Source organism: Nocardiopsis sp. NPDC057823, assembly GCF_042797335.1.
GTDB lineage: Bacteria > Actinomycetota > Actinomycetes > Streptosporangiales > Streptosporangiaceae > Nocardiopsis > Nocardiopsis changdeensis.
Genome location: NZ_JBHVLR010000010.1, coordinates 36,089 through 60,689, shown reverse-complemented (window position 1 = coordinate 60,689; position 24,601 = coordinate 36,089). Strand labels below are relative to the sequence as shown.

The 24,601-nt window shown below is 73.9% G+C and carries 23 protein-coding genes; 20 read left to right on the top strand and 3 right to left on the bottom strand.

Translation table 11 applies throughout. From position 1 onward, the window contains the following. The first annotated feature begins 54 nt into the window (after positions 1 to 54). The 5 genes from ACFVNO_RS17630 (at position 55) to ACFVNO_RS17610 (ending at position 4,721) form a co-directional block, all read left to right on the top strand. Positions 55 to 954, top strand: a complete 900-nt coding sequence (locus ACFVNO_RS17630) for a MetQ/NlpA family ABC transporter substrate-binding protein (RefSeq protein ID WP_355259985.1) — start codon at positions 55 to 57, stop codon at positions 952 to 954. A gap of 167 nt (positions 955 to 1,121) precedes the next feature. Further along, positions 1,122 to 2,519 carry a GH1 family beta-glucosidase gene (locus ACFVNO_RS17625; protein WP_355259988.1) on the top strand — a complete coding sequence of 466 codons (1,398 nt, stop codon included), beginning with the start codon at positions 1,122 to 1,124 and terminating at the stop codon, positions 2,517 to 2,519. Positions 2,520 to 2,667: 148 nt separating this feature from the next. Then, positions 2,668 to 3,657: a LacI family DNA-binding transcriptional regulator gene (locus ACFVNO_RS17620; RefSeq protein WP_378893947.1), complete on the top strand. Its 990-nt coding sequence runs from the start codon at positions 2,668 to 2,670 to the stop codon at positions 3,655 to 3,657. Between the two features lie 127 nt (positions 3,658 to 3,784). Beyond that, on the top strand, positions 3,785 to 4,009 hold the full coding sequence (locus ACFVNO_RS17615) for a hypothetical protein (protein ID WP_255646766.1): 225 nt from the start codon (positions 3,785 to 3,787) through the stop codon (positions 4,007 to 4,009). 49 nt (positions 4,010 to 4,058) lie between these two features. After that, the gene (locus ACFVNO_RS17610) at positions 4,059 to 4,721 is read left to right on the top strand and encodes a hypothetical protein (protein WP_355259994.1); all 663 of its coding nucleotides are present in this window, start codon (positions 4,059 to 4,061) and stop codon (positions 4,719 to 4,721) included. 27 nt (positions 4,722 to 4,748) lie between these two features. On the opposite strand, the gene ACFVNO_RS17605 is transcribed toward ACFVNO_RS17610, so the two are convergent. Then, entirely contained in the window at positions 4,749 to 5,831 is a 1,083-nt protein-coding gene (locus ACFVNO_RS17605; protein WP_355259997.1) for a M15 family metallopeptidase, read from the bottom strand. A gap of 719 nt (positions 5,832 to 6,550) precedes the next feature. Here ACFVNO_RS17605 and ACFVNO_RS17600 point away from each other — a divergent pair. The 14 genes from ACFVNO_RS17600 to ACFVNO_RS17535 all read left to right on the top strand — a co-directional run bounded on the left by ACFVNO_RS17600 (position 6,551) and on the right by ACFVNO_RS17535 (position 22,129). Then, entirely contained in the window at positions 6,551 to 9,862 is a 3,312-nt protein-coding gene (locus ACFVNO_RS17600) for a nitrate- and nitrite sensing domain-containing protein (RefSeq protein ID WP_355260000.1), read from the top strand. Positions 9,863 to 10,094: 232 nt separating this feature from the next. Continuing rightward, positions 10,095 to 10,496, top strand: coding sequence for a roadblock/LC7 domain-containing protein (locus ACFVNO_RS17595; RefSeq protein ID WP_073376201.1), 402 nt, complete (start codon positions 10,095 to 10,097; stop codon positions 10,494 to 10,496). Between the two features lie 98 nt (positions 10,497 to 10,594). After that, the gene (locus tag ACFVNO_RS17590; RefSeq protein WP_370634665.1) at positions 10,595 to 11,011 is read left to right on the top strand and encodes a DUF742 domain-containing protein; all 417 of its coding nucleotides are present in this window, start codon (positions 10,595 to 10,597) and stop codon (positions 11,009 to 11,011) included. A gap of 34 nt (positions 11,012 to 11,045) precedes the next feature. After that, a complete protein-coding gene (locus ACFVNO_RS17585; protein ID WP_017572034.1) occupies positions 11,046 to 11,639 on the top strand; it encodes an ATP/GTP-binding protein in 594 nt (197 codons plus the stop codon). Positions 11,640 to 11,733: 94 nt separating this feature from the next. Further along, entirely contained in the window at positions 11,734 to 13,422 is a 1,689-nt protein-coding gene (locus tag ACFVNO_RS17580) for a DUF885 domain-containing protein (RefSeq protein WP_355260006.1), read from the top strand. 89 nt (positions 13,423 to 13,511) lie between these two features. Beyond that, positions 13,512 to 15,227 (top strand): DUF885 family protein, encoded by a 1,716-nt coding sequence (locus ACFVNO_RS17575; RefSeq protein ID WP_378893765.1) that lies wholly within the window; start codon positions 13,512 to 13,514, stop codon positions 15,225 to 15,227. Between the two features lie 100 nt (positions 15,228 to 15,327). Further along, positions 15,328 to 15,897: an HIT domain-containing protein gene (locus ACFVNO_RS17570; RefSeq protein WP_355260012.1), complete on the top strand. Its 570-nt coding sequence runs from the start codon at positions 15,328 to 15,330 to the stop codon at positions 15,895 to 15,897. Positions 15,898 to 16,202: 305 nt separating this feature from the next. Then, a complete protein-coding gene (pgsA, locus tag ACFVNO_RS17565; protein ID WP_355260266.1) occupies positions 16,203 to 16,907 on the top strand; it encodes a phosphatidylinositol phosphate synthase in 705 nt (234 codons plus the stop codon). Positions 16,908 to 16,926: 19 nt separating this feature from the next. Next, entirely contained in the window at positions 16,927 to 17,892 is a 966-nt protein-coding gene (locus ACFVNO_RS17560) for a phosphatidylinositol mannoside acyltransferase (protein WP_355260015.1), read from the top strand. 3 nt (positions 17,893 to 17,895) lie between these two features. Next, positions 17,896 to 19,026: a glycosyltransferase family 4 protein gene (locus ACFVNO_RS17555; protein ID WP_355260018.1), complete on the top strand. Its 1,131-nt coding sequence runs from the start codon at positions 17,896 to 17,898 to the stop codon at positions 19,024 to 19,026. A gap of 42 nt (positions 19,027 to 19,068) precedes the next feature. Beyond that, entirely contained in the window at positions 19,069 to 19,608 is a 540-nt protein-coding gene (locus tag ACFVNO_RS17550) for a hypothetical protein (protein WP_370634565.1), read from the top strand. A gap of 187 nt (positions 19,609 to 19,795) precedes the next feature. Beyond that, complete coding sequence (gene pdxS / locus ACFVNO_RS17545) at positions 19,796 to 20,707, top strand: pyridoxal 5'-phosphate synthase lyase subunit PdxS (RefSeq protein ID WP_355260021.1); 912 nt, start codon at positions 19,796 to 19,798, stop codon at positions 20,705 to 20,707. 67 nt (positions 20,708 to 20,774) lie between these two features. Next, positions 20,775 to 21,383, top strand: a complete 609-nt coding sequence (pdxT, locus tag ACFVNO_RS17540; RefSeq protein WP_355260024.1) for a pyridoxal 5'-phosphate synthase glutaminase subunit PdxT — start codon at positions 20,775 to 20,777, stop codon at positions 21,381 to 21,383. Beyond that, positions 21,380 to 22,129, top strand: coding sequence for a YebC/PmpR family DNA-binding transcriptional regulator (locus tag ACFVNO_RS17535; RefSeq protein WP_220562556.1), 750 nt, complete (start codon positions 21,380 to 21,382; stop codon positions 22,127 to 22,129). Before pdxT ends, ACFVNO_RS17535 begins: the two co-directional genes overlap by 4 nt. A gap of 68 nt (positions 22,130 to 22,197) precedes the next feature. Here ACFVNO_RS17535 and ACFVNO_RS17530 read toward each other — a convergent pair whose 3' ends face one another. Further along, complete coding sequence (locus ACFVNO_RS17530) at positions 22,198 to 22,626, bottom strand: PPOX class F420-dependent oxidoreductase (protein ID WP_355260027.1); 429 nt, start codon at positions 22,624 to 22,626, stop codon at positions 22,198 to 22,200. 178 nt (positions 22,627 to 22,804) lie between these two features. Between ACFVNO_RS17530 and ACFVNO_RS17525 the strand changes: the two genes are divergently transcribed. Further along, positions 22,805 to 23,311 (top strand): hypothetical protein, encoded by a 507-nt coding sequence (locus tag ACFVNO_RS17525; protein ID WP_355260030.1) that lies wholly within the window; start codon positions 22,805 to 22,807, stop codon positions 23,309 to 23,311. Between the two features lie 13 nt (positions 23,312 to 23,324). On the opposite strand, the gene ACFVNO_RS17520 is transcribed toward ACFVNO_RS17525, so the two are convergent. Beyond that, positions 23,325 to 24,551: an NAD(P)/FAD-dependent oxidoreductase gene (locus ACFVNO_RS17520; protein ID WP_378893757.1), complete on the bottom strand. Its 1,227-nt coding sequence runs from the start codon at positions 24,549 to 24,551 to the stop codon at positions 23,325 to 23,327. Positions 24,552 to 24,601: the final 50 nt, after the last annotated feature.

Below are 24,601 nucleotides of genomic sequence, written 5' to 3'. Positions count from 1 at the left end.
CCCCCGCCCCCCGACATTCGTCCGACCCGTCTGGATTCCTGGATAGGAGATGCGATGACCGGAGACAGGGCAGGGGCGCCGTGGGGGCGCGCGCTGCGCGGGGCCGGGGCGGCGGCGCTCGCCGCCGCCGTGCTGGCGGCCTGCGGCAGTCCCAGCGAGCGCGCGGAGGAGGGGACCGACGCGGAGGGGCTCACCGTCCTGCGCGTCGGCGCGACCCCCACCCCCCACGCGGAGATCCTGCAGTTCATCGACGAGAACCTGGCCGCGGACGCCGGGCTGCGCCTGGAGATCGTCGAGTACACCGACTACAACCAGCCCAACGCCGCCCTGGCCGAGGGCGAGCTGGACGCCAACTACTACCAGACGGTGCCGTTCCTCGAGGAGTACCTGGCGGGGAACCCCGACGCCGACCTGAGCTACGTCTCCGACGTGCACCTGGAGGCGTTCGGCATCTACTCCCAGGACGCCGCCGACCTGGAGGACCTGCCCGAGGGCGCCGAGATTGGGGTGCCCAACGACACCTCGAACATGGGCCGGGCCCTGCACCTGCTGGCCGACGCCGGCGTGATCACCCTGGCCGAGGACGCCGGGGACTCGCCCGGGGTGGACGACATCGAGGACGACCCGCTGAACGTCACCGTCACCCCGGTGGAGGCGGCCCAGCTGCCGCGTTCGCTCCAGGACCTGGACGCGGCCGTGGTCAACGGCAACTACGCCCTGGAGGCGGACCTGCCGGCGACGGCCAACGCGCTGGCCTGGGAGGGCACCGAGAACAACCCGTACGCCAACGGGCTGGTCGTGCGGTCGGAGGACGCGGGCGCCGAGGACATCGTGCGGCTGGACGAGCTGCTGCACGGCCCGGAGGTCCGCGACTTCATGGAGGAGCGCTGGCAGGGGATCGTCATCCCGGTCGGCGGGCAGGCCGAGCCGACCGCCTCGGAGTCCCCGGAGTAACGTGTGCGCGGGGCGCCGTCCGGACGCCGCGCCCCGCGCCGACCACTCGTAACGGTTGGGTTTCGGGGTTACTTTCGTCGATTGACACAAGGTGTCCGGTCTGCTTGTTTTATGGGAGCGCTCCCATACGCGATGTCCCCTCGTCATGGAAGGTGCGTACCGAACAAGTGAGCAACCGCAGCGATTTCCCTGAGGACTTCCTCTGGGGGGCGGCCACCGCCTCGTTCCAGATCGAAGGCGCCACCACGGCCGACGGCCGCGGCCGCAGCATCTGGGACACCTTCGCCGAGACCCCCGGCAAGGTCCTGGGCGGCGACACCGGCGACCCCGCCGACGACCACTACCACCGGTACCCGGAGGACGTCGCGCTCATGAGCCGGCTGAACCTGGGCGCCTACCGGTTCTCCATCGCCTGGCCGCGCATCCTCCCCGAGGGGAGCGGCAAGGTCAACCAGGCCGGGCTCGACTTCTACAACCGCCTGGTCGACACCCTGCTGGAGGCCGGGATCCAGCCCTGGGCCACCCTCTACCACTGGGACCTGCCCCAGACCCTGGAGGACGCCGGCGGCTGGCCCGCGCGCGACACCGCGTACCGGTTCCGCGACTACGTGCAGATCGTGGCCGACTCGCTCGGCGACCGCGTCTCCAACTGGATGACCATCAACGAGCCCTGGTGCTCGGCCTTCCTCGGCTACGAGAACGGCCACCACGCGCCCGGGCACCGCGACCCCGCGGCGGCCCTGGCCGCCTCCCACCACCTGCTGCTCGGGCACGGCCTGGCCGCCCAGGCCATCCGCTCCACCGGCCACCCCTCCCGGGTCGGCCTCGCCCACAACCAGGCGGTCATCCGGCCCCACGGCCCCAGCGCGGCCGACGCCCGCTCCGCCCGCAGGGCCGACGGGGTGCGCAACCGCATCTTCACCGACCCGCTGCTCAAGGGCACCTACCCCGCCGACGTGCTGGAGGACCTGGCGTCCGTCAGCGACTTCTCCTTCATCCACGACGGCGACCTGAAGACCACCTCGGCCCCGCTGGACTTCCTCGGGATCAACTACTACTCGCCCGAGTTCGTCGCCGCCTCCGCCAAGGGCCTGGACCCGGCGCTGGTCAGCGGCGAGGGCGGCGCCTGGCTCGGCGCCGAGCCCGAGGAGGTGCACGTCTCCCAGGGCCTGCCCGTCACCCACATGGGCTGGGAGATCGACCCGACCGGCCTGTACGACGTGCTGCTCCGCCTGGCCGGCGAGAGCGGCGGCATCGACCTGTACGTCACCGAGAACGGCTGCGCCTTCGAGGACACCGTCACCGAGGACGGCAGGGTCCACGACACCGACCGGCTCGACTACTACGAGGGCCACCTGAGGGCCGCGAAGGAGGCGATCCACGCCGGGGTGCCCTTGCGCGGATACTTCGCCTGGTCGCTTCTGGATAATTTCGAGTGGGCGTGGGGATACTCCCGCCGTTTCGGGATCGTGCACGTCGACTACGAAACGCAGGTGCGCACGGTCAAGGACAGCGGCGAGTGGTACTCCCGCCTGGCGGCCACGGGACGGTTCCCGGAACGCTAGAACAGGCATGCCGCCCCCGGAGGGGGCGGACGACCAAGGCCGCCGCGGCCGGTGACCCCGGCCGCGGCGGCGTACGATTTTCCCAGAGGGAGCACGCGAAGTGGCCAAGAGCGGTGACGGTGGCGGTCGGCGGCGTCCGACCCTGGAGATGGTGGCCGAGCGGGCCGGGGTCGGCCGCGGGACCGTCTCCCGGGTGATCAACGGGTCGGCGCAGGTGAGCCCGCGCACCCGGGAGGCGGTCCACAACGCGATCGCCGAACTGGGCTACAGCCCCAACCAGGCCGCGCGCACCCTGGTCACCCGGCGCACGGACACGATCGCCCTGGTGGTCTCCGAGCTGCGCGACCGGCTCTTCTCCGACCCGTTCTTCGCCGACATCGTCCGCGGCGTCAGCTCGGTCCTGCACGAGCGCGACCTCCAGCTGATGCTCACCACCGCCCGCAGCGAGGCCGAGCACAAGCGGGTCGGCGACTACCTCAGCGGCTTCCACGTGGACGGCGCCCTCCTGGTGTCCCTGCACCGCGACGACCCCCTGCCCCGGCGCCTGGCGGCGGCGGGCGTGCCGGTCGTGCACGGCGGCCGGCCGCTGGCCGAGGTGCCCTCCCCGTTCTGGGTCGACATCGACAACGTCGGCAGCGCCGAGAAGGCGGTCCGCTACCTCGTGGAGAAGGGCCACCGCCGGGTCGCCACCGTCACCGGCCCCCTGGACATGTACGCCGGCGTGGAGCGCCTGCGCGGGTACCAGCGGGTCATGGCCGAGGCGGGCATCGAGATCGAGGACCGCCTCGTGGTCCAGGGCGACTTCAGCGTCGAGGGCGGCGCCGAGGCCATGGAGCGGCTGCTCGACGGCGGGCCCGCGCCCGACGCGGTCTTCATCGCCTCCGACATGATGGCGATCGGCGGGCTGCGGGTCCTGCGCGCCCGCGGGCTGCGGGTGCCCGAGGACGTCGCGGTGGTCGGCCACGACGACACCCTCATGGCCCACTACAGCGACCCGGCGCTCACCACGGTCCACCAGCCCTCGGTCCAGATGGGCCAGGAGATGGCGCGCCTGCTGGTGGACGTCGCGATCCCGCGCGCGGCCGAGTCCGAGACCGTCATGCTCGACACCCGCCTGGTGGTCCGCGAGTCCGCCTGACCGGCCCGGACGCCCCTTCCGGGCGGTCCGGTACGGGCCGGGCGGGCACCGGGGCGCCCCGGCGGGTGGACGTGTGCAGATGCATGTGCAAGGCTGGTCGCGACTTCGCGGGAGACGGTGGGGGCGCATGAACCCGATGCGGGAACCGACGCACACGCGGTGTGCCATCTCCTCGTGCGAATGGTGCGACCGGGACGGCCTCGACTGCCGGTTCTGCTCGGGTACCGGATGGTGGCGGCCCGAGCGCCCGCACCGGGACACGAGTGGGATCATCGTGTGGCTCCGGGTCGACGAACCGTGCCGGGGATGCGCCGGCACCGGCAAGGAGCACAGCCCGACCGTGGCGATCTGAGGATCCCGCCGCCGCGGTCCGGACGAGGCGGGGGACCGAGGAGGATGCGGTGCGCTGGGTGACCTACCTGTCCCCGAGTGGCGGCGGCGAGCGAGTGGGGGCGCTGGACGACGGCGACGTGCTGGGCGTGCCCGACCCCCGGAGCCTGGACGAGCTGCTGGCCGACGGGGTGCCCGCCCTGGCCGGGGTGCTGGCCAGCACCCGCCGGGCGCCCATCGAGATCATCGTCGAGTGGGAGGCGCGCATGTGCGCCCCGCTCTCCCCGTCCTCCCCGGTGGCCGTCCTGTCCGGCGGCGACGTCTGGGAGGTCCCCCCGCGCCTGGTCGGCGCCGTGGACGACCCCGTCCCCGCCACCGCCCACAGCGCCCGTGTGGGCCTCGCGGCGGTCGCCGGCGCTCCGGGGCGGGTCGACGCCCGCACGCCCGCCTGCCTGTGGCTGGACGCCGCGGGGGAGCCCGTCCTGCTCGGCCTGGGCCCGGTCCTGGTCACCTCCGACGAGCCGATCGCGGACTGGGAGGCGGCCGTGGAGGTCGAGGGCACCGAGCGCGGGCGCGCCGTGCTGGACCCCGGGGACCCCTGGCTGTCCCGGGAGGCGGGCCGGGTGAACGCCCTGCTGCCGGTGGACGCCGGTCCGCTGGCCGAGGGCGACGAGGTGTTCGTGGACCTGGGCGAGCTGGGCTCCTACGAGGTCAGGGTCGGCTCCCGGGTCTGAACCGGCACGCACCGTCGGGGGCCCGCCCTAGGGCGTGTACTCCCAGTGCCAGGGCTCGAAGCCGCCGCGCGCCCAGGGCGGGTTGTCCCAGCCGAACCCCGGGGCCCGGTCGAGCATCCATTCGTGCTCGGGGCTGCCCGGGACGTTCACGCCCCCGCACAGGTCGACGGCCAGCCCCATCCCGTGCGTGCTGGTCCCCGGCCGGGCCGCCATGCCGGGCAGCATCTGCTCGAACAGCGACACCTGCTCGTGGTAGGGGCGGTAGGAGTCGGTCACGCACATCGCGCGCCCGAACCTCTCGCGGTAGGCGGCGTCCAGGTCGATGAAGGCCGCGGCGGCGTCGGCGCGCAGCCGCTCCCCGGGCTGGGGGAGCGGGCACAGCAGCGAGTCGGGGATGCGCCCGTTGGAGTGCGCCGACACGTCGCCCCCGGCGCAGGCGGGGGCGTCCTCCACAGGACCGGTCCCGGCGCCCGGCTCGGGTCCGGGCAGGGCACCGGACGCCGGGGCGTCCCTCGCCTCGCGCGGCGCGCCGCCCCCGGCCTCCCGGCGGGCCTCCAGCCGGGTCTGCTCGGCGATCAGCCCGGCGAGGGCCTCCTCCTGGACCCGGATCGCCTCCTCGGCCTCCTCGCGCGCCTCGTCGGCCCGCTCGGTCGCCTCCTCCTGTTCGCGCTCGGCCTCCCGCGCCGTCTCGGAGTGCGTGTCCGCTGCGACCCCGGCCGCGCGGGCCCGGCCCAGCTCCGCGGAGCGGTGGTCGCCGATCAGCGACAGGTCGGCGGCCAGGTCCAGCATCCCCGCCGGCCCCTGGGCCCCGAACAGGGCGCGGGCGGGCGACAGGTCGGCGCCCTTGTAGACGGCGGCGGCCTGGCGGGCGACGGCCAGCCGGGAGGCCTCCCCGCGCGCCCGGGTCTCGGCGACGCGCTCCCGGGCGGACTCCCCCTCCTCGGCGAGCTCCTCCAGGAGCTCGCGTTCGGCGATGTACTCCTCGATCCGCTCCCCGGCCTCGGCGCGCAATCCCTCCAGTTCGGCGCGCAGTGTCGCCAGCTCGACCACGGGGTCTTCGGCGGCGGCGGGGGAGGGGCAGGAGAACGCCGCGAGCACGGCGAGGCCCACGGGAAATGCGAACCTGACCGAAAATGCGGGCCCGGCGGAGCGGACCCGCGTTGGGCTGCCCGAACGTTCCGCTTTTCGGTCATTACCCAGTGTGTTCGACGATGGACGCAATACCGCGCACATGCCCGCTTCCTCCCCCGGACCTGCGTGTACGTATTGTCACGATGTCATGTCGAGGTGGTCTTGATGGGGAAGCCGATGGTGTGTCCAAAAAGTTACCCGAACGCCCGGTCGGGTTTCGGTCCCCATGGCTGACCAGGGAGATTGGTAATAATGCCGACAATGACGGCATTATGGGGCCCGGTGAGCGAAGTGATCTTGCTCTGTGGGCCCCGAACGCCCGCAGCGATCCCTTCGCCCCCATTGGTACGCTATCCACCGCACGCGCACCCGCTGGAACTCTTTGGTCGGGTGGGCGGCTCCTCTCCTCCCAGGCGAGTCCGGCGGACAGTCTTCACATCTCCCCACATTCCCCACCGCTTACCGGTTCGGTGGCCACCAGTGGTCCATGCCGATGTGCCCGAGTGCTGCTCGGGTCGGAGCGGTCGGCCCTGGGTACCGACAGCCGTTCACGGCGGTGACACGAAAGGTTGCGAGGGTCCGTGTCGACACGAGCGACGAAAAACGGGGCCGGCGCGCAGAGCGAGGCAGCGCAGGCCGAACAAGCCGATGCCGCGCCCCAGCGCAGTCCCGATTGGTGGAGGCCACGTAACTGGCGGGTGCGTTCCCGTCTGGTGGCCCTCATCGTCATCCCCACCGCCGTGGCTCTCGCCCTCGGTGGTCTGCGGGTCTACGAGGCCGCGGTCTCCACGGTCACCCACGCGCACATCGAGGACCGCGCCGAGGTCGGCGTCCTGATCGTGCAGCTGGCCAACCAGCTCGGCCGCGAACGCAGCGCCAGCGCGGTCTACATCTCCGACGACCCGGACCCGGCGCGCCGCTCCGAAGACAAGCGCCAGGCCCTGGAGGAGGAGCGCGCCGCCACCCTCGACCTCCAGCAGACGCTCAACGCGCGGCTGGAGGACATCGGCGAGGTCGACGGCAGCCTCGCCAACACGCGCCTCAACAACATGCGCACCCAGCTCACCACGCTGGACTCGCTGCGCGACGAGGTCGACGACACCCGCATCACGGTGCTGCCGGTCGTCACCAAGTACCGCACCATCACGCGCTCGCTCACCGAGTTCAACCAGACGATCGCCGACGAGACCGGCGACACCGAACTGCGTGAGAGCGTCCGCACGCTGACGGCCCTGTCGAACGCCCGCGACCAGCTGTCGTACGAGACCGCCCTGATGGGCCACTCGCTCTACCGCAACTCGATGACCGGCGGTATCGCCGAGGCGATCGACTCCAGCCGCGCGCGCTACGACAACGAGATCTCCAACTTCGTCCAGGCGGCCTCGCCCACCCAGCGCGACATCTTCGACGAGAACTTCACCGGCCTCCAGGTCAGCCAGGTCTCGACGATGCGCATGCGCGTCATGTACCGCGCCGAGCGCAACGCGCCGCTGAGCGGCGTCACCTCCAACGACGGCCCCGACGACTACATCGAGATCGCCGGCGTCGCCCTGGGCAAGCTCCAGGACGTCGAGGAGCAGGTCGCCGAGGGCATCCAGAACGACGCCGCCCAGCTGCGCGCCACCGCGCTCACCCGCGCCCTGATCGACCTCGTCGTCGTCGCGGGCGTGCTCCTGGCCGTGTTCATCCTCACCTCCCTGGTGGTCCGCTCCCTGGTGCGCCCGCTGCGCACCCTGGAGGACGGCGCCCGCCGGGTCGCCGAGCGCGACCTGCCGGACGCGATCAACCGGATGCAGGAGGCCGGGGCGGTCCCCGAGAACGTCAAGGTCACCCCGATCGAGGTCGACACGCACGACGAGATCGGCGAGGTGGCCCGGGCCTTCGACGACGTCCACCGCGTGGCCCTGACACTGGCCTCCGACGAGGCCGCCCTGCGCAGCAACGTCAACGCGATGTTCGTCAACCTGTCCCGCCGCAGCCAGACCCTGGTGGAACGGCAGCTGCGACTGATCGACGGCCTGGAGCAGTCCGAGCAGGACTCCGACCGCCTGTCCGACCTGTTCCAGCTCGACCACCTCGCGACGCGCATGCGCCGTAACAACGAGAACCTCCTGGTCCTCTCCGGGCAGGACAACACGCGCAAGTGGGCCCAGCCGGTCCCGCTGGTCGACGTGCTGCGCGGCGCGGTCTCCGAGGTCGAGCAGTACGAGCGCGTCAACGTCCGCGCCCCCTCCCACATCTCGGTGCTGGGCCGCCCGGTCAACGACGTCATCCACCTCGTCGCCGAGCTGGTGGAGAACGCGACCTCGTTCTCCCCGCACGACACCGAGGTCCTGGTCAGCGCCAAGACCCTCGACAACGGCGGCGTCCAGGTCGACGTCACCGACAGCGGTATCGGCATGGCCGCCGAGGACCTGGCGGCGATCAACGCCCGCCTGGCCTCCCCGCCGGTCATCGACGTCGCGGTCTCGCGCCGCATGGGCCTCTTCGTGGTCTCGCGCCTGGCCCACCGCCACGGCATCCGCATGAACCTCAAGGAGGCGCACGGCGGCGGCACCACCGCGGTCGTCGTCCTCCCGCCGGACCTGCTCATCACCCCGGTCGAGGGCCAGCACGCCCTGGGCGGCGCCGACAGCCGCCTGGAGCTCTCCGCGGCGGCCCCCGACACCTACGCCGACGCCGAGGCGGCCTTCGCCTCCGGCCCGGCCGCGCCCGAGCCGACCGACACCTGGCAGACCCAGGGCGCCGGCACCGACCTGGGCGCCGGACTGCCCAAGCGCCAGCCCGGCACGTCCTCGCGCGCCGACGAGCACCCGCCCAGCGGCCAGGACCTGTGGAACTCCGGCTCCTCCGCCGGGACCGAGAGCACCGGCTCCGACGTCTGGGGGACCAGCGGCTCCGGCGCGATCTCCGGCGAGACCGGTTCCCAGCGCCGTGTCGTGGACCCCTACGACACCCCGGAGGAGACCGCGCCGGCGCCCGAGAGCACCGGCCACAGCCTCTTCGACCCGGCGCCGCGCGAGGAGACCGGCGGATCGCTCTTCGAGCGCCCCGTGGACCGCTCCACCGACACCGGCTCGTTCAGCCGGCCCGCCGACACCGGGGCCTTCAACCGCCCCTCCGAGACCGGCGCGTTCGACCGCCCCGCGGACACCGGCGCCTTCCGCCGCCCGTCCGACACCGGTGCGTTCCGCCGCCCCGAGCCCGAGAGCTACGACGCCTTCGGCGGCGGACGCTCCGAGCGCCCCTCGTCCGACGCCCTCTCGGGCAACGGCTCCTCGGCCGACGCCGGCCGCCGCCGGGACGAGTCCGACACCGAGACCTTCCCGGCCGTCTCCGCCTCGTCCGCCCCGGCGGCCCCGTCCTCCACGGACTGGACCACCGGCGGGCAGCGGCCCCCGGCCGCGAACGAGACCGGTTCCTGGCGCTCGGGCAACGGCGCGGGGGAGAACCGCGAGGGCTACGGCTCCACGGCCTACCTGTCCCGCCGCTACGGCGCGGCCCAGGGCCCGGCCGGCAACACGGTCGTCCCGCCCACGCCGGGCGGCGAGGAGAACGACTCCCTGCCGATCTTCGACGCCATCGAGTCCAACTGGTTCCGCCGCCGCACCGGCGGCGGCCCCACGGTGGACGCGACGGAGACCGGCCCCATCCGCCAGGTTCCGGCGGCGCCCGCCGCCCCGGCGGCCCCCTCCGCGACCGCGGCGCCGCAGTCCGCCCGGACCGCCGAACCGGAGACCCGCTCCGAGCAGGAGTGGAACTCCGCGGCCGACCGCGGCTGGAAGGCCGCCCGGTCGGCGGCCGAGCCCATCGCGGGCGGCCTGACCACCTCGGGGTTGCCAAAACGGGTTCCCAAGGCAAACCTTGTCCCTGGGACCGCCCCCAAGCCGGAGAACTTCAAGCAGATGCCGACCCGCAGCGCCGATCGCGTCCGCAACCGGTTCTCGGGCTTCCAGAAGGGCGTCCGCGATGGCCGCAGCCGCCTGGGCGACGGGCAGTCGGAGGGGTGACCGGAGTGGACAACGGCGGGGCAGGGTCCCTCTTATTCAGGGAAGCCGGATGCAATAGCATCTACCGAGCTTCTCGGACGCGTCACACCCGTCGCTCGAAGAGAATCGAACACCAGGCTCCCGACCACCCCCACGGGAGGGTCCGGGCAGTTGCAGAGGCAGTGCTGTCACATGCCGTGCCGGCGGTAGCAGTGCCGAAGAGACCAGCCGGCGAACTTGGACAGGAGATCAGATGAGTCGACAGGTGAATGAACTCAACTGGTTGATCACTGACTTTGCCGACCGGGTGCCCGATGTCGCCCACGCGATCGTCGTCTCGTCCGACGGTCTGCCGCTGGCGTCGTCCGCGGGCTTCCCGGCCGACCGCGCGGACCAGCTGGCGGCGATCGCCTCCGGCCTGTCCAGCCTGACCCAGGGCGCGGCCAGGGTGTTCGAGGGTGGTGCGGTCGCCCAGACCGTCGTGGAGATGGAGCGGGGGCTGATGCTCATCATGGCCATCAGCGACGGCTCCTGCCTGGCGGTACTGGCCTCCGCGGAGAGCGACCTCGGTCTGGTCGCGTACGAGATGACCCTGCTCGTCGAGCGGGCGGGGCGGGCGCTGACACCAGCGGCGCGCACCTCGGGAATCCACTGATCCACCACCGACAGGAGGAAGTGGTGGCACCTCACAGTAGAGATGCCGGGAGCGCCTCGTGGTTCGGACAACAGCCGAGCGGTCCCCCCACAGGGGGGATCCCGGCGGTTCCGGGCGGCGGAGATGTTCCTCGACCTATCCAACAACCGTACGATCAACGATCCGCTGCGGGAAGCGCGCCCAGTTCTCTGGTCCGCCCCTACGCGGTGACCAAGGGCCGTACCAAGCCGAAGTCGCAGCTTCCCCTCGAAGCTCTGATCTCGACGACGACGACGGCCCTCAACGAGTCGGGCACGCTGACGCCCGAATGGCAGGCGATCAGCGACCTGTGCCGGGAGTGGCGCTCCGTGGCGGAGATCTCCGCGCTGTTGCGGATGCCGCTCGGCGTGGCGCGGGTGCTTGTGGCGGACATGTCCGAGCAGGGACTGGTCCAGATCAGGTCTTCGCTCAACAACGACGCCCGCCCGAACACCAACCTGCTTGAAAGGGTGCTCAGTGGACTTCGCAAGCTCTAGCCCGGCCGAGGAAGGCGGTGCTGGGGGGAACGCGATGACGTCGGTCAAGATCGTCGTCGCCGGGGGCTTCGGTGTCGGGAAGACGACATTCGTGGGCTCCGTCTCCGAAATCGTGCCGCTGACCACCGAAGCGGTCATGACCAGCGCCAGCGTCGGGGTCGACGACCTCGCCAAGACGCCGGACAAGCAGACCACGACCGTCGCCATGGACTTCGGCCGTGTGTCTCTCGATTCGGACCTGATCCTGTACCTGTTCGGCACGCCCGGACAGCACCGGTTCTGGTTCATGTGGGACGACCTGGTCAAGGGCGCCATCGGCGCCGTGGTCCTGGTGGACACCCGCCGCCTCGCGGACTGCTTCCCCGCGATCGACTACTTCGAAGAGGCGCGCCTGCCCTTCATCGTGGCGATCAACGGGTTCGACGGGTACTACCCCCATGCCGCGGACGAGGTCCGGGACGCGCTCACGCTCAGCCCGGAGATCCCGATCGTCCAGGTGGACGCCCGCGACCGGGCCTCCACCAAGTCGACGCTCATCACCCTCGTCGAGCACGCCATCACGGTGGGGGACCCCGAGGGCGCCGCAGGACAGCCCACCTCCACCGGCGGCCAGAACTCCTGGCGCTAGCGGAGGCCGATTCGGGCCGGGGTCCCGCACAGTGCACGGCCCGGTTCCCGCCAGACGGGAACCGGGCGTCCGTGCTGCCTGGCATCATGTCCGGATGAGCTCTTCCTCCCATCCCGAGCCGGGGATGACCGGCCGCTTCCGCGAGGTCGCCGAGCGCGTGCTCGACGCCCTCCTCGACGAGGACCCGGAGTGGGCCCTGGACCTGGGCGACCCGCGCGGCGCGGACCGCCTCACCGACCGCTCCGAGGAGGCCGACACACGGCGGGCGCGCCTTTTCACCGACGCCCTGGGCTCCCTCGACGACATCGACGACGACCTGCTCTCCCCGGGCGACCGGGTCGACCTGGAGGTCCTGCGCGCCCGGATCGGCTCCGAACTGTGGCACACCGCCGAGCTGCGCCCGCTCTCCCACGACCCCCTGGAGCACTCCCCGGGCGACGCCGTGTACGCGCTGGTGGAGCGCGAGCGGCTCCCCGTGGCCGACCGGCTGGCGGCCCTGGCCGCGCGCTGCTCCGCCCTGCCCGGCCACCTGGCCGTGGCCCGCGAGCGCCTGGGGTCCGGCCCCGGCATGTCCCGGGTACATGTGGAGACCGCCCTGGCACAGCTGGAGGGCACCCGCACGCTCCTCTCCGACGGCGTGGCCGCCCTGGCGGCCCGGGAGCCCGACGCCGCCCCCGCCGACCTGGAGAACGCCCTGGAGGCCGCCCTCGGGGCGGTGGAGGAGTACGGGGAGTGGCTGAGCGGACGGCTGGAGTCCGCCACCGCCGACCCGCGCCTGGGCGAGCGGGTCTACGCCGCCCGGCTCTGGTACACCCTCGACTCCGAACTGTCCCCCGAGGCGCTGCTGGTCCGCGCCCAGAGCGATCTCATCGCCACCGAGGAGGCCCTGGCCGAGGCCTCGTCCGCCTACCTCGGACGCCCGCCCGCCCCCGGGCTGGCCGCCGAGGCGCTGGCCCGGGTGGCCGCGGAGAACGCCACCGGCCCGGACACCGTGCGGCCCCTGTGCGAGGACGCCCTGGCGCACCTGGACCGCCGGGTGCGCGAACTGGACCTGGTCACCGTGTACGACGACCCCGTCCGCGTCATCCCCATGCCGGAGTCGCGGCGCGGGATCGCCGTCGCCTACTGCGACCCGCCCGGCCCGCTGGACCCCCGGGCCGCGCAGAGCCCCACGCTCGTCGCGGTCTCCCCGCCCCCGAGGGACTGGCCCGCCGCCCGCCGGGAGTCGTTCTTCCGCGAGTACAACGCCGGGCTGCTGCGCAACCTCATGGTCCACGAGGCGGTGCCCGGCCACGCCCTCCAGCTCGCCCACGCCTCCCGCCACCGCGGCGGCACGCGGGTGGGCCGGGTGCTGTGGAGCGGCCCCTTCGTCGAGGGCTGGGCGGTCTACGCCGAGGAGCTGCTGGCCCGCCACGGCTGGTCCGACGACCCCGCGGACAACGCGGTGCTGCGGCTGGTGCAGCTCAAGATGCGGCTGCGGATGATCCTCAACGCCATCCTGGACGTGCGCCTGCACACCGGCGACCTCACCGAGGCCGAGGCGATGTCGCTGCTCGTCGGGCGGGGGCACCAGGAGGAGGGCGAGGCCGCCGGGAAGTGGCGCCGGGCCCTGCTCACCAGCGCCCAGCTGTCCACCTACTACGTGGGCCAGGCCGAGGTCGCGGACATCGCCCGCGACCTGGCCGCCGTCCACCCCGGCCGGTCCGACCGCGAGCGGCACGACATGATGCTGGCGCACGGCTCCCCGCCGCCCCGGCACCTGCGCACCCTGCTCGGCCTCTGAACGCCCCGCCCGGGGCCTGGCCGGAACCGGACCGTCCGGAGCCGGTCAGGCCCCGGGGGAGGCCGCCGCGTGCGTGGCAGGGTGACGGCATGAGCATCCCGCGGCGACCCACCGCACGCCTGCGCCTCCCGTCCCCCTTCCCCGCGGCCGCCGAACGCGCCCTGAAGGCCCTGCGGGCGGCCGACCCCTCCTGGGCCCGCTCCCTCGGTGACCCGGCGGCCCCCGGGTGGTTCTTCGACGACCGGAGCCCGGAAGGGGACGGGCGGCGCACCGCCCTGTACCGGCGCGCCCTGCACGAGGCGGAAGGGGCCGCCCCGGCCCGCGCGACGCCCGACGAGGCGGTCGACCGGGACGTCTTGCGCGCCCGCGCCGCCGCCCTGCTGTGGCGCACCGCGGACCTGCGCCCCCAGACCTGGAACCCGGTCGCCCACGACCCCGCCGCGGCCCTGGCCGGACTCCTGGACGACGTCCGGCTGCCGGAGGCGGAGTACCGCGACGCCGTCCTCGCCGCGGCCCTGGAGATCCCCGGGCACACCGGCGCACTCCTGGCCCGGCTGGAGAAGGGCCCCGGCGTCCCGCCCGCGCACCTCACCGCCGCGATGCGCGTCGGAGAGCACCTGGAGACCGAGCTCGAATCCCGGGTCCGCGTGGTGCTCTCACCCGCCTCGGCGGCCCCCGGCGAGCGGACCACGGCCCTGATGGCCTGCCACCGGGTCGCCTCCGCCGCACGCGGCCACATCCTGTTCGCCGCCCACGGCCTGGCGCAGCGCCGGGCCGCGGGCCCCCGCGTCCCCGAACACCGCCTGGGCGGCTCCTACACCGACCTGCTGCGGCACACCCTGGACACCGGCCCCGACGCGGTGGAGGCGCCGACGGACGCGGAGAAGGCCCTGGAACAGGCCGAGGAGGAGGTCGCGGACGCCGCCGCCCGCCTGTGCGACCGCGCCCCGCACGCCGGCCAGGTGGAGGAGGCCCTGGCCGGCCTGGCCGCCGACCCCGTGGAATGGGGGAGCGCCCACGGGGAGACCCGGCGCGCCCTCGACCACGCGCACGCCCGGCTCGCCGAGCTGGGCCTCGTCCCCGCCGGCCCGCCCCCGGACCTGGTCCCCCCGCGCGGCGAGCACCCGTCGCCGCTCCGGCTGGACCCGCCCCGCCCCCTCGCGGAGGACGCCGGCGCCCGGCGCCCCCTCCTCGTGTCCGGCACCCCGCCCGCCCCCGACGCCGACCCGGTGGCCCGCCTGGACCACCGCGCCCGCCACCACCGCCACGACCTGCGGCTGCGCGTCACCCGGCTGGTGGCGCGGGCCCAGGCGCTGACCTGCGCTCCCTCCCCCGCCGACGGGGCGCCGCCGGTGCGCGCCCTGCTGCCCGCGCCGCTGTTCGTCCTGGGCTGGGAGGCGCACGCGGCCGACGAGCTGGCCCGCCGGGGCTGGTCCGGCGGCGGCCCGGGCGACGCCGAGGGGGTCCGCGCCGACCGGGCCCTGCGCCTGCTGGCAGCCCTGGACCGGCTGCGCGACGCCCTGGCCGCCGTCGTCGAGGTCCGCCTGCACACCGGCGACCTCACCGAGCCCGAGGCGATCGGCATGCTCACCGTGCGCGGTCACCACGACGTCGAGGAGGCCGACCGGATCTGGCAGGGGGTGCGCACAGCCGTGTTCCCCGCGGCCGCCCGGTACATCGCCCGCCGGGAGACCGCCGCGCTGCTCGCGGACCTGTCCCGGGCCCGACCCGGGGCGGGGCCCCGGGCCCTGCTCGCCCACGGCCCGCTCGCCCCCCGGCACCTGCGCACCCTGCTCGGCCTCTGAACGCCCCGCCGGGGAGGTCCGCGGCCCGTGGCCGCCGCCACCTCCCCGGCGCTTCTATGCTGGGTCCGCGACAGGGCACGACGGCGCGGAGGGGTCGGCGATGACGGACGGCAGCGGCTACGAGGAGCGGGGCGGCGCCCCCGGCGCGGGCGCGGGGGAGCCCGACGGCTGGGAACGGCTGTGGACCCCGCACCGGATGGCCTACATCAAGGGCGAGAACAAGCCCTCCGGCCCGCGCCCCGAGGACGGCTGCCCCTTCTGCCGGGCCCCCGGCCTGAGCGACCCCGAGGGCCTGGTGGTGCACCGCGGCAAGAGCGCCTACGTCGTCCTCAACCTGTACCCCTACAACAGCGGCCACCTGCTGGTGTGCCCCTACCGCCACGTGTCGGAGTACACCGCCCTCAACGAGCAGGAGACCGCCGAGGTCGCCACCCTCACCCAGGAGGGGATCCGGGCCCTCACCGCCGCCTACCGCCCCCAGGCGTTCAACGTGGGCATGAACCTGGGGTCGGCGGCCGGGGCCGGCATCGCCGCCCACCTGCACCAGCACATCGTCCCCCGGTGGGGCGGCGACACCAACTTCATGCCGGTCATCGGCCACACCAAGGTGCTCCCCGAGCTCCTGGAGCAGACCCGGGAACGGCTCGCCGGACACTGGCCCTCGGACTGATCCCGGCGGACCGGGGTAGGGGCCGTGGAACCCGGCGGACACGAGATTCGTTCGTCCGGTGCGGGGACGCGCCGTTCGCGGCGTATCGCCGCGGCCGACTGTTAGGATCATCGCCGTGCGCGCCCCGTGCGCGCACGCGCGGTACCTCCCAGAACCCCAGACATCCGGGCCGGTGCCGTCCCGGCTGGCGTCGATCGCGCACGGACCGCAGGCCCGTCGGCCGGCGGGGCGTCGCGTGCGCCAGGAAATCCCCGGCACACGCCGGTGGAGGTGCACTAGACGACATGCTGAGAATCCTTCGCCCCTTGGTCTCCAGGGTCACCGCTCCGCTCGGCCGGAGCCTGGCCCGGATCGGCCTGACCCCCAACATCGTCACGATCATCGGTGCCGCCGGCGTCGTGGCCGGTGCCCTCTACTTCTATCCGCGCGGCCAGCTGTACGCGGGCTCGGTGGTCATCACCGTGTTCGTGCTCTTCGACATGCTCGACGGCGCCGTCGCCCGGGCCAAGGACTCCGAGAGCGCCTTCGGCGCGTTCCTCGACTCCAGCCTCGACCGCATCGCGGACGCGGCCATCCTGGCGGGCCTGCTGTGGTGGTTCATCGCCGGCGGGGACGACCCCCTGCTCGCCGGACTCACCCTGTTCTGCCTGATCAGCGGGTTCATGGTGTCCTACATCAAGGCCCGCGCCGAAGGCCTGGGCGTCAACTGCGACGTCGGCGTGGCCGAGCGCACCGAACGCCTCATCGTCATCCTGGTGTCGGTGGCCCTCAGCGAGTTCGGCGTCCCCTACGTCCTGGCGGGCGGCCTGTGGGTGCTGGCCGGCATGAGCCTGCTGACCATCCTCCAGCGCCTGCTGGAGACCCGGGCGCGGCTCAACGAGATCGACGCCCGGGACAGGGAGCGGGAGCAGGAGGACGCCGCCGGCGCGGAGCCCGCGGAGGGGACCGCCCCGGACCTCCTCGACGACACCGACGAGGGCGCCGAACCGGCACCCGGCAACCAGCGCTAGACACCGGAAGGGGCACGACGTGGACGAACGGGTGGCCGCAGCCGCCTACGCGGCGGCATGGGCGGCCGTGGGCCGCGCCCCCGAGGGCGCGGGGCGGGCGGTGTTCCGCCACCTGGCCGACCGCTCCTGGCGGACCCACGACGAGGGCACCCGCGGCCTGGAGCGCAACCTGCGCCGCCTGGTCGGCCCCGGCGCCACCGACGCCCAGCTGCGCGCCCTGTCCCGGGCCGGGATGCGCTCCTACATGCGCTACTTCTACGAGATGTTCCGGCTGTCGGCGATGACGCCCGAGCGCATCCTCGGCGACACGCGCGCCACCGGCGTCGAGACCCTGGAGAAGGCCATCGCCGACGGCCGCGGAGCCGTCGTCGCCCTGCCCCACATGGGCAACTGGGACCACGCCGGGGCGTGGATCACGCTGCGCGGCATCCCCCTCACCACCGTCGCCCAGCGGGTGCGGCCGGAGAGCCTGTACCGGCGCTTCACCGCCCACCGCGAGTCCCTGGGCATGGAGGTGCTGCCGCTTACCGGCGGGGCCGTCGGCACCGTGGGCACCCTCACCCGCCGGCTGCGCGACGGCGGCCTGGTGTGCCTGCTCGCCGACCGCGACATCAGCGGCACCGGCGTGGAGGTCGAGCTGTTCGGGGAGGCCGCCCGCGTCCCCACCGGCCCGGCCGCCCTGGCGATGAACACCGGGGCCGCCCTGCTGCCCGTCTCCCTGTGGTACGACGGTCCCCACTGGTGCATCCGCATCCACGACGAGGTCCCCGTCGCGGAGGGCGCCACCCGCTCCGAGCGGATCCGGCGCACCAGCCAGGACCTGGTCCGGGTGTTCGAGGGCGCCATCGCCGAGCACCCCGAGGACTGGCACATGCTCCAGCCGGTCTTCGTGAGCGACCTGGACGCGGACCGCGCCCTCCGGGCCCGCCGGGAGGCCGGGGCCGCGCCGGAGGCCCCGACGCGCGCGGGCGGGCGGGCCGGGTAGGCCATGGGCATGCGGATCGGCCTGGTCTGCCCCTACTCCTGGGACGTCCCAGGAGGGGTGCAGCAGCACGTCGGCGACCTCGCCGACGCCCTCATCGCCCGCGGCCACGAGGTCTCGATCCTGGCCCCGGTCGGCGACGGCGCCGCCGACCTGCCCGACCACCTCGTCCCGGCCGGGCGCCCCGTGCCCGTGCCCTACAACGGGTCCGTGGCCCGGCTGAGCTTCGGGCCGCGCACGGCGGCCCGGGTCCACCGGTGGATCGCCCGGGGCGGGTTCGACGTCCTGCACATCCACGAGCCCGCCGCCCCCAGCGTCTCCCTGCTGGCCTGCTGGGCCGCAGAGGGCCCCCTGGTGGGGACCTTCCACACCGCCAACCCGCGCTCGCGGGCGATGGCCGCCGGCTCCCACGCGCTGCGTTCGGCCCTGGAGAAGGTCCACGCCCGCATCGCGGTCTCCGAGGCCGCCCGCCGCACCCTGGTCGAACACCTCGGCGGCGACGCCGTGCTCATCCCCAACGGGGTGGCCGTCCGCCGGTTCGCCGACGCCCGGCCGCTGCCCGGGTTCCCGGGGGAGGGCGGGTCCATCGGCTTCCTGGGCCGCCTGGACGAACCCCGCAAGGGGCTGGCCGTGCTGCTGGAGGCGTTCACCCGGCTCGCCCCGCACCGGCCCGGGCTGCGCCTGCTGGTCGCCGGCCCCGGGGACCCCGGTCCGGCGCTGGCCGCCGTGCCCGACCGGCTGCGCGAGCGGATCGTCCTCACCGGCCGCCTCGACGACGGGGACAAGGTCCGCGCCTACCACTCCGCCGACCTGTTCTGCGCCCCCAACCTGGGAGGGGAGAGCTTCGGCATCGTCCTGACCGAGGCCATGGCCGCCGGGGCCGCGCTCCTGGCCAGCGACATCCCCGCCTTCTCCGCCGTCCTGGGCGGCGGCAGGGCCGGCGAGCTGTTCGCCGTCGGCGACGCCGCGGACCTGGCCCGCCGGGCCGACGCCCTGCTCGACGACCCCGACCGCCGGGCCGCCCTGTCCCGCGCCGCCCGGGAGGCCGTCCGGGCCTACGACTGGGACACCGTCGCCGCCGACATCGTGTCCGTCTACGAGACCGTTCTGGCGGGGGAGCGTGTCCGCACCCACTGACGCGGCCCCGGTCCGTAACCTGGGAACGAGGGGGTGCGCACCGTGAGCGAGCAGGCCCTGGCGGTTCTCGTGGTCGTCGGCGCCCTCGTCGCCGTGATCGCCTGCGCCCTCTACCTGTCCTGGCGCGCCACCCGGCTGCACCGGCTCCACCAGCGCGTGGACCTGTCCCGGGCCGGGCTGCGCACCGCCCTGGACCGGCGCAGGGAGACCGCCCTCCGCCTGGCCCGCGTGCTGGGCCCCGTCCACGCCGCCGCCCTGCTCCCGGCCGCCGACGCCGCCGACGGCGGCGAACCCGCCGAGAGCGCCCTGTCCCACTCCCTGCGCCGGACCCTGGCCGACCCCGCCGCGCTGCGCGCCGCCGACGCCGCCGGGCTGCTGCCCGCCACGGCCTCCGCCGCCAGGGGCGTCCACCTGGCCCGGGTGTTCTACAACGCCGCCGTCGCCGACACCCGCCGGGCGCGCCGCTCCCGGGTCGTCCGGCTGTTCCGCCTGGCCGGCGGGGCACCGCTGCCCGACTTCTTCGAGATCGACGACCGGCCGCCGGAGCTCCCGGCCCCGGTGGCCGCACCCGACACCCTGTAAGGCCGGGGCCCCGGAAAACGCCTATCTGGCCAAAGCCCCCCGGAAGGGGAGGAACTACCATGGTGGTCCGGGAGACCCGGGGTGCGCGGCGCCGAGGCGTCCGCGCGCCCCCAACGCGCGAACGCCGGCCGCCGTCCGGGCGCGCCCATTCCCCTGGAAACACCTGATGGGACGGGAGTCCACCACCGTGGCTGACAACGCAGCGACCACCCCCGACGGCGCAGTCGGTACCCAGCGCGTCAAGCGGGGCATGGCCGAGCAGCTCAAGAACGGCGTCATCATGGACGTCGTCACGCCGGACCAGGCCAAGATCGCCGAGGACGCCGGCGCCGTCGCGGTCATGGCCCTGGAGCGCGTCCCCGCCGACATCCGCAAGGACGGCGGGGTGGCCCGCATGTCCGACCCCGACATGATCGACGGGATCATCGAGGCCGTCTCGATCCCGGTCATGGCCAAGGTCCGCATCGGCCACTTCGTCGAGGCGCAGGTCCTCCAGAGCCTGGGCGTCGACTTCATCGACGAGTCCGAGGTCCTGACCCCCGCCGACGAGGCCCACCACATCGACAAGTGGGCGTTCACCGTGCCGTTCGTCTGCGGCGCCACCGAGCTGGGCGAGGCCCTGCGCCGCATCGCCGAGGGCGCGGCCATGATCCGCTCCAAGGGCGAGGCCGGCACCGGCAACGTCGTCGAGGCCACCCGCCACATGCGGTCCATCCGCGCGGCGATCAAGCGCCTGGGCACCCTGGACGAGGCCGAGCTGTTCGGCGCCGCCAAGGAGCTGCGCGCCCCCTACGACATCGTCAAGGAGGTGGCCGAGCTGGGCAGGCTCCCCGTTCCGCTGTTCTCCGCGGGCGGTGTGGCCACCCCCGCCGACGCCGCGCTCATGCGCCAGCTCGGCGCGGAGAGCGTGTTCGTCGGCTCGGGCATCTTCAAGTCCGGCGACCCGGCCAAGCGCGCCGACGCCATCGTGCAGGCCACCCTCCACTACGAGGACCCCGCCGTCATCGCGCGCGTCTCGCGTGGCCTGGGCGAGGCCATGGTCGGCATCAACCTGGACGAGCTGTCCGACTCCCAGCGGTACGCCGGGCGCGGCTGGTAGCGGCCCCGGGCCCGGGCGGACGCCCGGGCCCGTCCCCCCGTTCAGGCAGTACAGAGTGAGGACGTACGTGACCCACAGACCCACCATCGGCGTCCTGGCCCTCCAGGGGGACGTCGCCGAGCACCAGCGCGTTCTCGACACCCTCGACGTGCACACCGTCAAGGTCCTCTCGCCCGAGCACCTCGACACCGTGGACGGACTGGTGATCCCCGGCGGCGAGTCCACCACGATGTCCAAGCTGGCCGTGCGGTACGGGCTGCTCGAACCGCTGCGCAAGCGCGTCCGCGCCGGGATGCCCGCCTACGGGACGTGTGCCGGGATGATCATGCTCGCCGACCGTATCCTGGGGGGCACCGCGGACCAGGAGACGGTCGGCGGCATCGACATGACGGTGCGCCGCAACGCGTTCGGCCGCCAGACCGAGTCCTTCGAGACCGGTGTCCGTATCGACGCGCTGGACGGCGGACCGTTCGACGCGGTGTTCATCCGGGCGCCCTGGGTGGAGGAGGTCGGCCCGGACGTCACCGTGCTCGGCACCGTCCCCGGCCCCGACGAGGCCGGTAGGATCGTCGCCGTACGACAGGGCGGCCTGATGGCCACGTCCTTCCATCCCGAACTGACCGGCGACGCGCGTATCCACCGCCTCTTCGTCGACATCGTGAAAGGACTCGCATGAGCGGCCACTCCAAGTGGGCCACCACCAAGCACAAGAAAGCCGTCATCGATGCCAAGCGGGGCAAGCTCTTCGCCAAGCTGATCAAGAACATCGAGGTGGCCGCGCGCACCGGTGGCGGTGACCCCGACGGGAACCCGACGCTCTACGACGCGATCCAGAAGGCCCGCAAGAACTCGGTCCCCCTCGACAACATCGAGCGCGCCCGCAAGCGCGGCTCCGGTGAAGAGGCCGGCGGCGCCGAGTGGCAGACCATCATGTACGAGGGCTACGCCCCCGGCGGCGTCGCCCTGCTCGTGGAGTGCCTCACCGACAACCGCAACCGCGCCGCCTCCGAGGTGCGCGTGGCGGTCACCCGCAACGGCGGCAACATGGCCGACGCCGGATCGGTGTCGTACCTGTTCAACCGCAAGGGCGTCGTGATCGTGCCCAAGGAGGGCACCACCGAGGACGACGTCACCCTCGCGGTGCTGGACGCCGGCGCGGAGGAGGTCGAGGACATCGGCGAGGCCTTCGAGATCGTCTGCGAGGCCACCGACCTGGTCCAGGTGCGCACGGCGCTCCAGGAGGCGGGCATCGACTACGAGTCGGCGGAGTCCAGCTTCCTGCCGACCATGGAGGTCCCGGTGGACGCCGAGACCGCCAAGAAGGTCCTGCGCGTGGTGGACGTCCTGGAGGACTCCGACGACGTGCAGAACGTCTTCACCAACGCCGACATCCCCGACGAGGTCATGGCCGAGCTCGGCTGACCGACCCGTCACGACGCCGGTGGCCGCACCCCCGCCCGGGAGTGCGGCCACCGGCGTCCGGGGGCGGCTCAGTCCGCCATGTCGAACCCGGCGACGACCCTGGTCGGGCGGATGCGCACGACCAGCTCCCCCGGCACGCCGTTGCGGCGGCCGTACTCCTCCGCCCTGTCCTCGCCCATGTAGCGGGCGGCGATCGCGGTGGCGGTGCGCAGGAGTTCGCCGGGGTCCTGCGAGACGCTCGCCTCGCCCTGGACCTGCACGAACCCGTACGGGGGCTCCTCCAGGTCCACGCACAGCGCCACCCGCGGGTCGCGGCCGACCGCCCGGCCCTTGGCCGTGGACGCGCCGGTGTTGAACACGATCTCCCCGTCCTCGACGATGAACCACACCGGCACCACCAGCGGCCTGCCGTCGGAGGCGGTGTAGGCCAGCTTGCCGGTACGGGTGCCGGCGCTCAGGAATTCGCGGACCCGGGGATCGCCGAGTGAAGTCGTCATACCGCGAGCCTAGGCCGGGGGCCCGGGCCCCGCGGTGAACGGCACGGCCCTGTTCCCGCCCCTCGGACCGGGAAGGGGTGCTATCGGGTGACCCGGGGCAATCGGAACAAAAGGGTCATCGGTACCATCCTCGTGCCGTCCCACCCCCAGGGCGGCCGGACGCGAGGAACGAGGTGCCATGGGCGAGGTCGTGCCCGACGGGACGTGGCGGATCGGCGAGCGCGAGGGCGTCGCCCTCTCGGGCCGCTGGTGGAAGTGGGTGTGGTCGGCCCCCGAGGGGCGCGACCCCGTGCAGGACCCCACCGGCGCCCACGCCGCGGTCAACCAGCCCGACGGCCTGTGGTTCCTGGCCGGCACCTACGGCGGCCGGGTGGTGCGCCGCTGCGAGGTGCCCGCCGGGTGCCCGGTGTTCTTCCCGGTGCTGAACATGTACCACGACTCCACGTACTCCCGCAGGCCCCGGTCGATGCCGGTCGAGCGGGCGGCGGCACACCTCAACGGTGTGCCGCTGCCCCTCCAGGAGTTCGCCGGGACGTTCCGCGCCCCGCTGTGGACCCGGTGGTGCACGTGGGGCCTGTGGGGCGGGATCGCCGGGCTCAGCCCGGGCGGCTACGTCCTGGAGATCAAGGCCGACACCGGCGACGGCTTCTGGGTGGACACCACCTACCACCTCACCGCCGTCTGAGGGCGCCCCGGCGTCAGCGCAGGGGATCGAGCGCGGCCAGCGCCGACGGGGCGCGCCCGGTGGCGATCCGCTCGGCGAGGAGGCGGCCGGTGACCGGGCCGTGGGTGAGCCCCCACATGCCGTGGCCCGTGGCGGTGTACACGCCCGGCACCCGGGTGGCGCCGACCAGCGGCACACCGTCCGGGGTGACCGGGCGCGGGCCGACCCACACGTCGCTCCGCTCCGACCAGCGGACCCCCCTCAGGAAGGGGCGGGCCGAGCGCACGATGGCCTCGACCCGGCGGGGACGCAGGGCGTCGTCCGGCCCCCGGAACTCCATGGTCCCCGCCACCCGCAGCGCCCCGCGGTAGGGCGTGCACGCCACCCGCGCCTCGGGCAGGTAGACCGGGCCCGGGACCGGTTCCTCGACGGGCACTGTGAAGGAGTACCCGCGGCCCGCCCGCACCGGGAGCCGCACCCCCAGGGGCCGCAGCAGGCGGTCGGCCCAGGCCCCGGTGCACACCGCCGCGGCGTCGGCGCGCAGCGGTTCACCGGTCCCGGAGACCACCGTGATCGTCGAACCCGAGCGGTGCACGGCGGCCGCCTCGAAGCCGTCGCGGACGACGCCGCCGCGTTCGCGTACGGACGCGGCCAGGTTGCGGACCAGGGTCCCGGGGTCGACGTGGCGCTGGCCCGCCAGCCGGACGGCGGCGCGGATCGACCCCGCCGCCTGCGGCACGAGGGCGTGCGCGTCGTCCTCCGCCAGCGCGGCGCGCTCCACCTCCAGGCCCAGAGAGTCGAGCTCGTGCAGCAGGACGAGCGCCGCCTTGGGGGAGCGGAACAGCGCCGTGACCGGGGCGGAGACCGCGGTGGTCGCCACCCCCGCCTTCTCCAGTTCGTCGAACGCCTCCAGGCAGGCGGTGTTCAGCGGCAGGTTCGCGCGGACCGCGCGCTCCCAGGACGGCCACCGGCAGTTCGCCGCGAACCGGAGCAGGAACGCCCACAGGGCGGGGGAGGCCGTCGGCGGGATCGACAGCGGCGCGTCGGGGTCGACCAGGGAGCGCGGCCCCTGGAGCAGGACGCCCGGTTCGTTCAGCGGGATCGCCAGGTTCGGGGAGAGCCAGCCGGCGTTGCCCCAGGAGGCGCCCGCGCCGACCCCGTCCCGGTCCACGACCGTGACCCGCACGCCGTGCTCCTGGAGGAACCAGGCGGTGGACAGTCCGACCACTCCCGCACCCACCACCAGCACGTGGTCCGTCATTTCCGTTCGACCTCATTTCCCATGGTTGTCGGCCACCACCATGGGCCCTT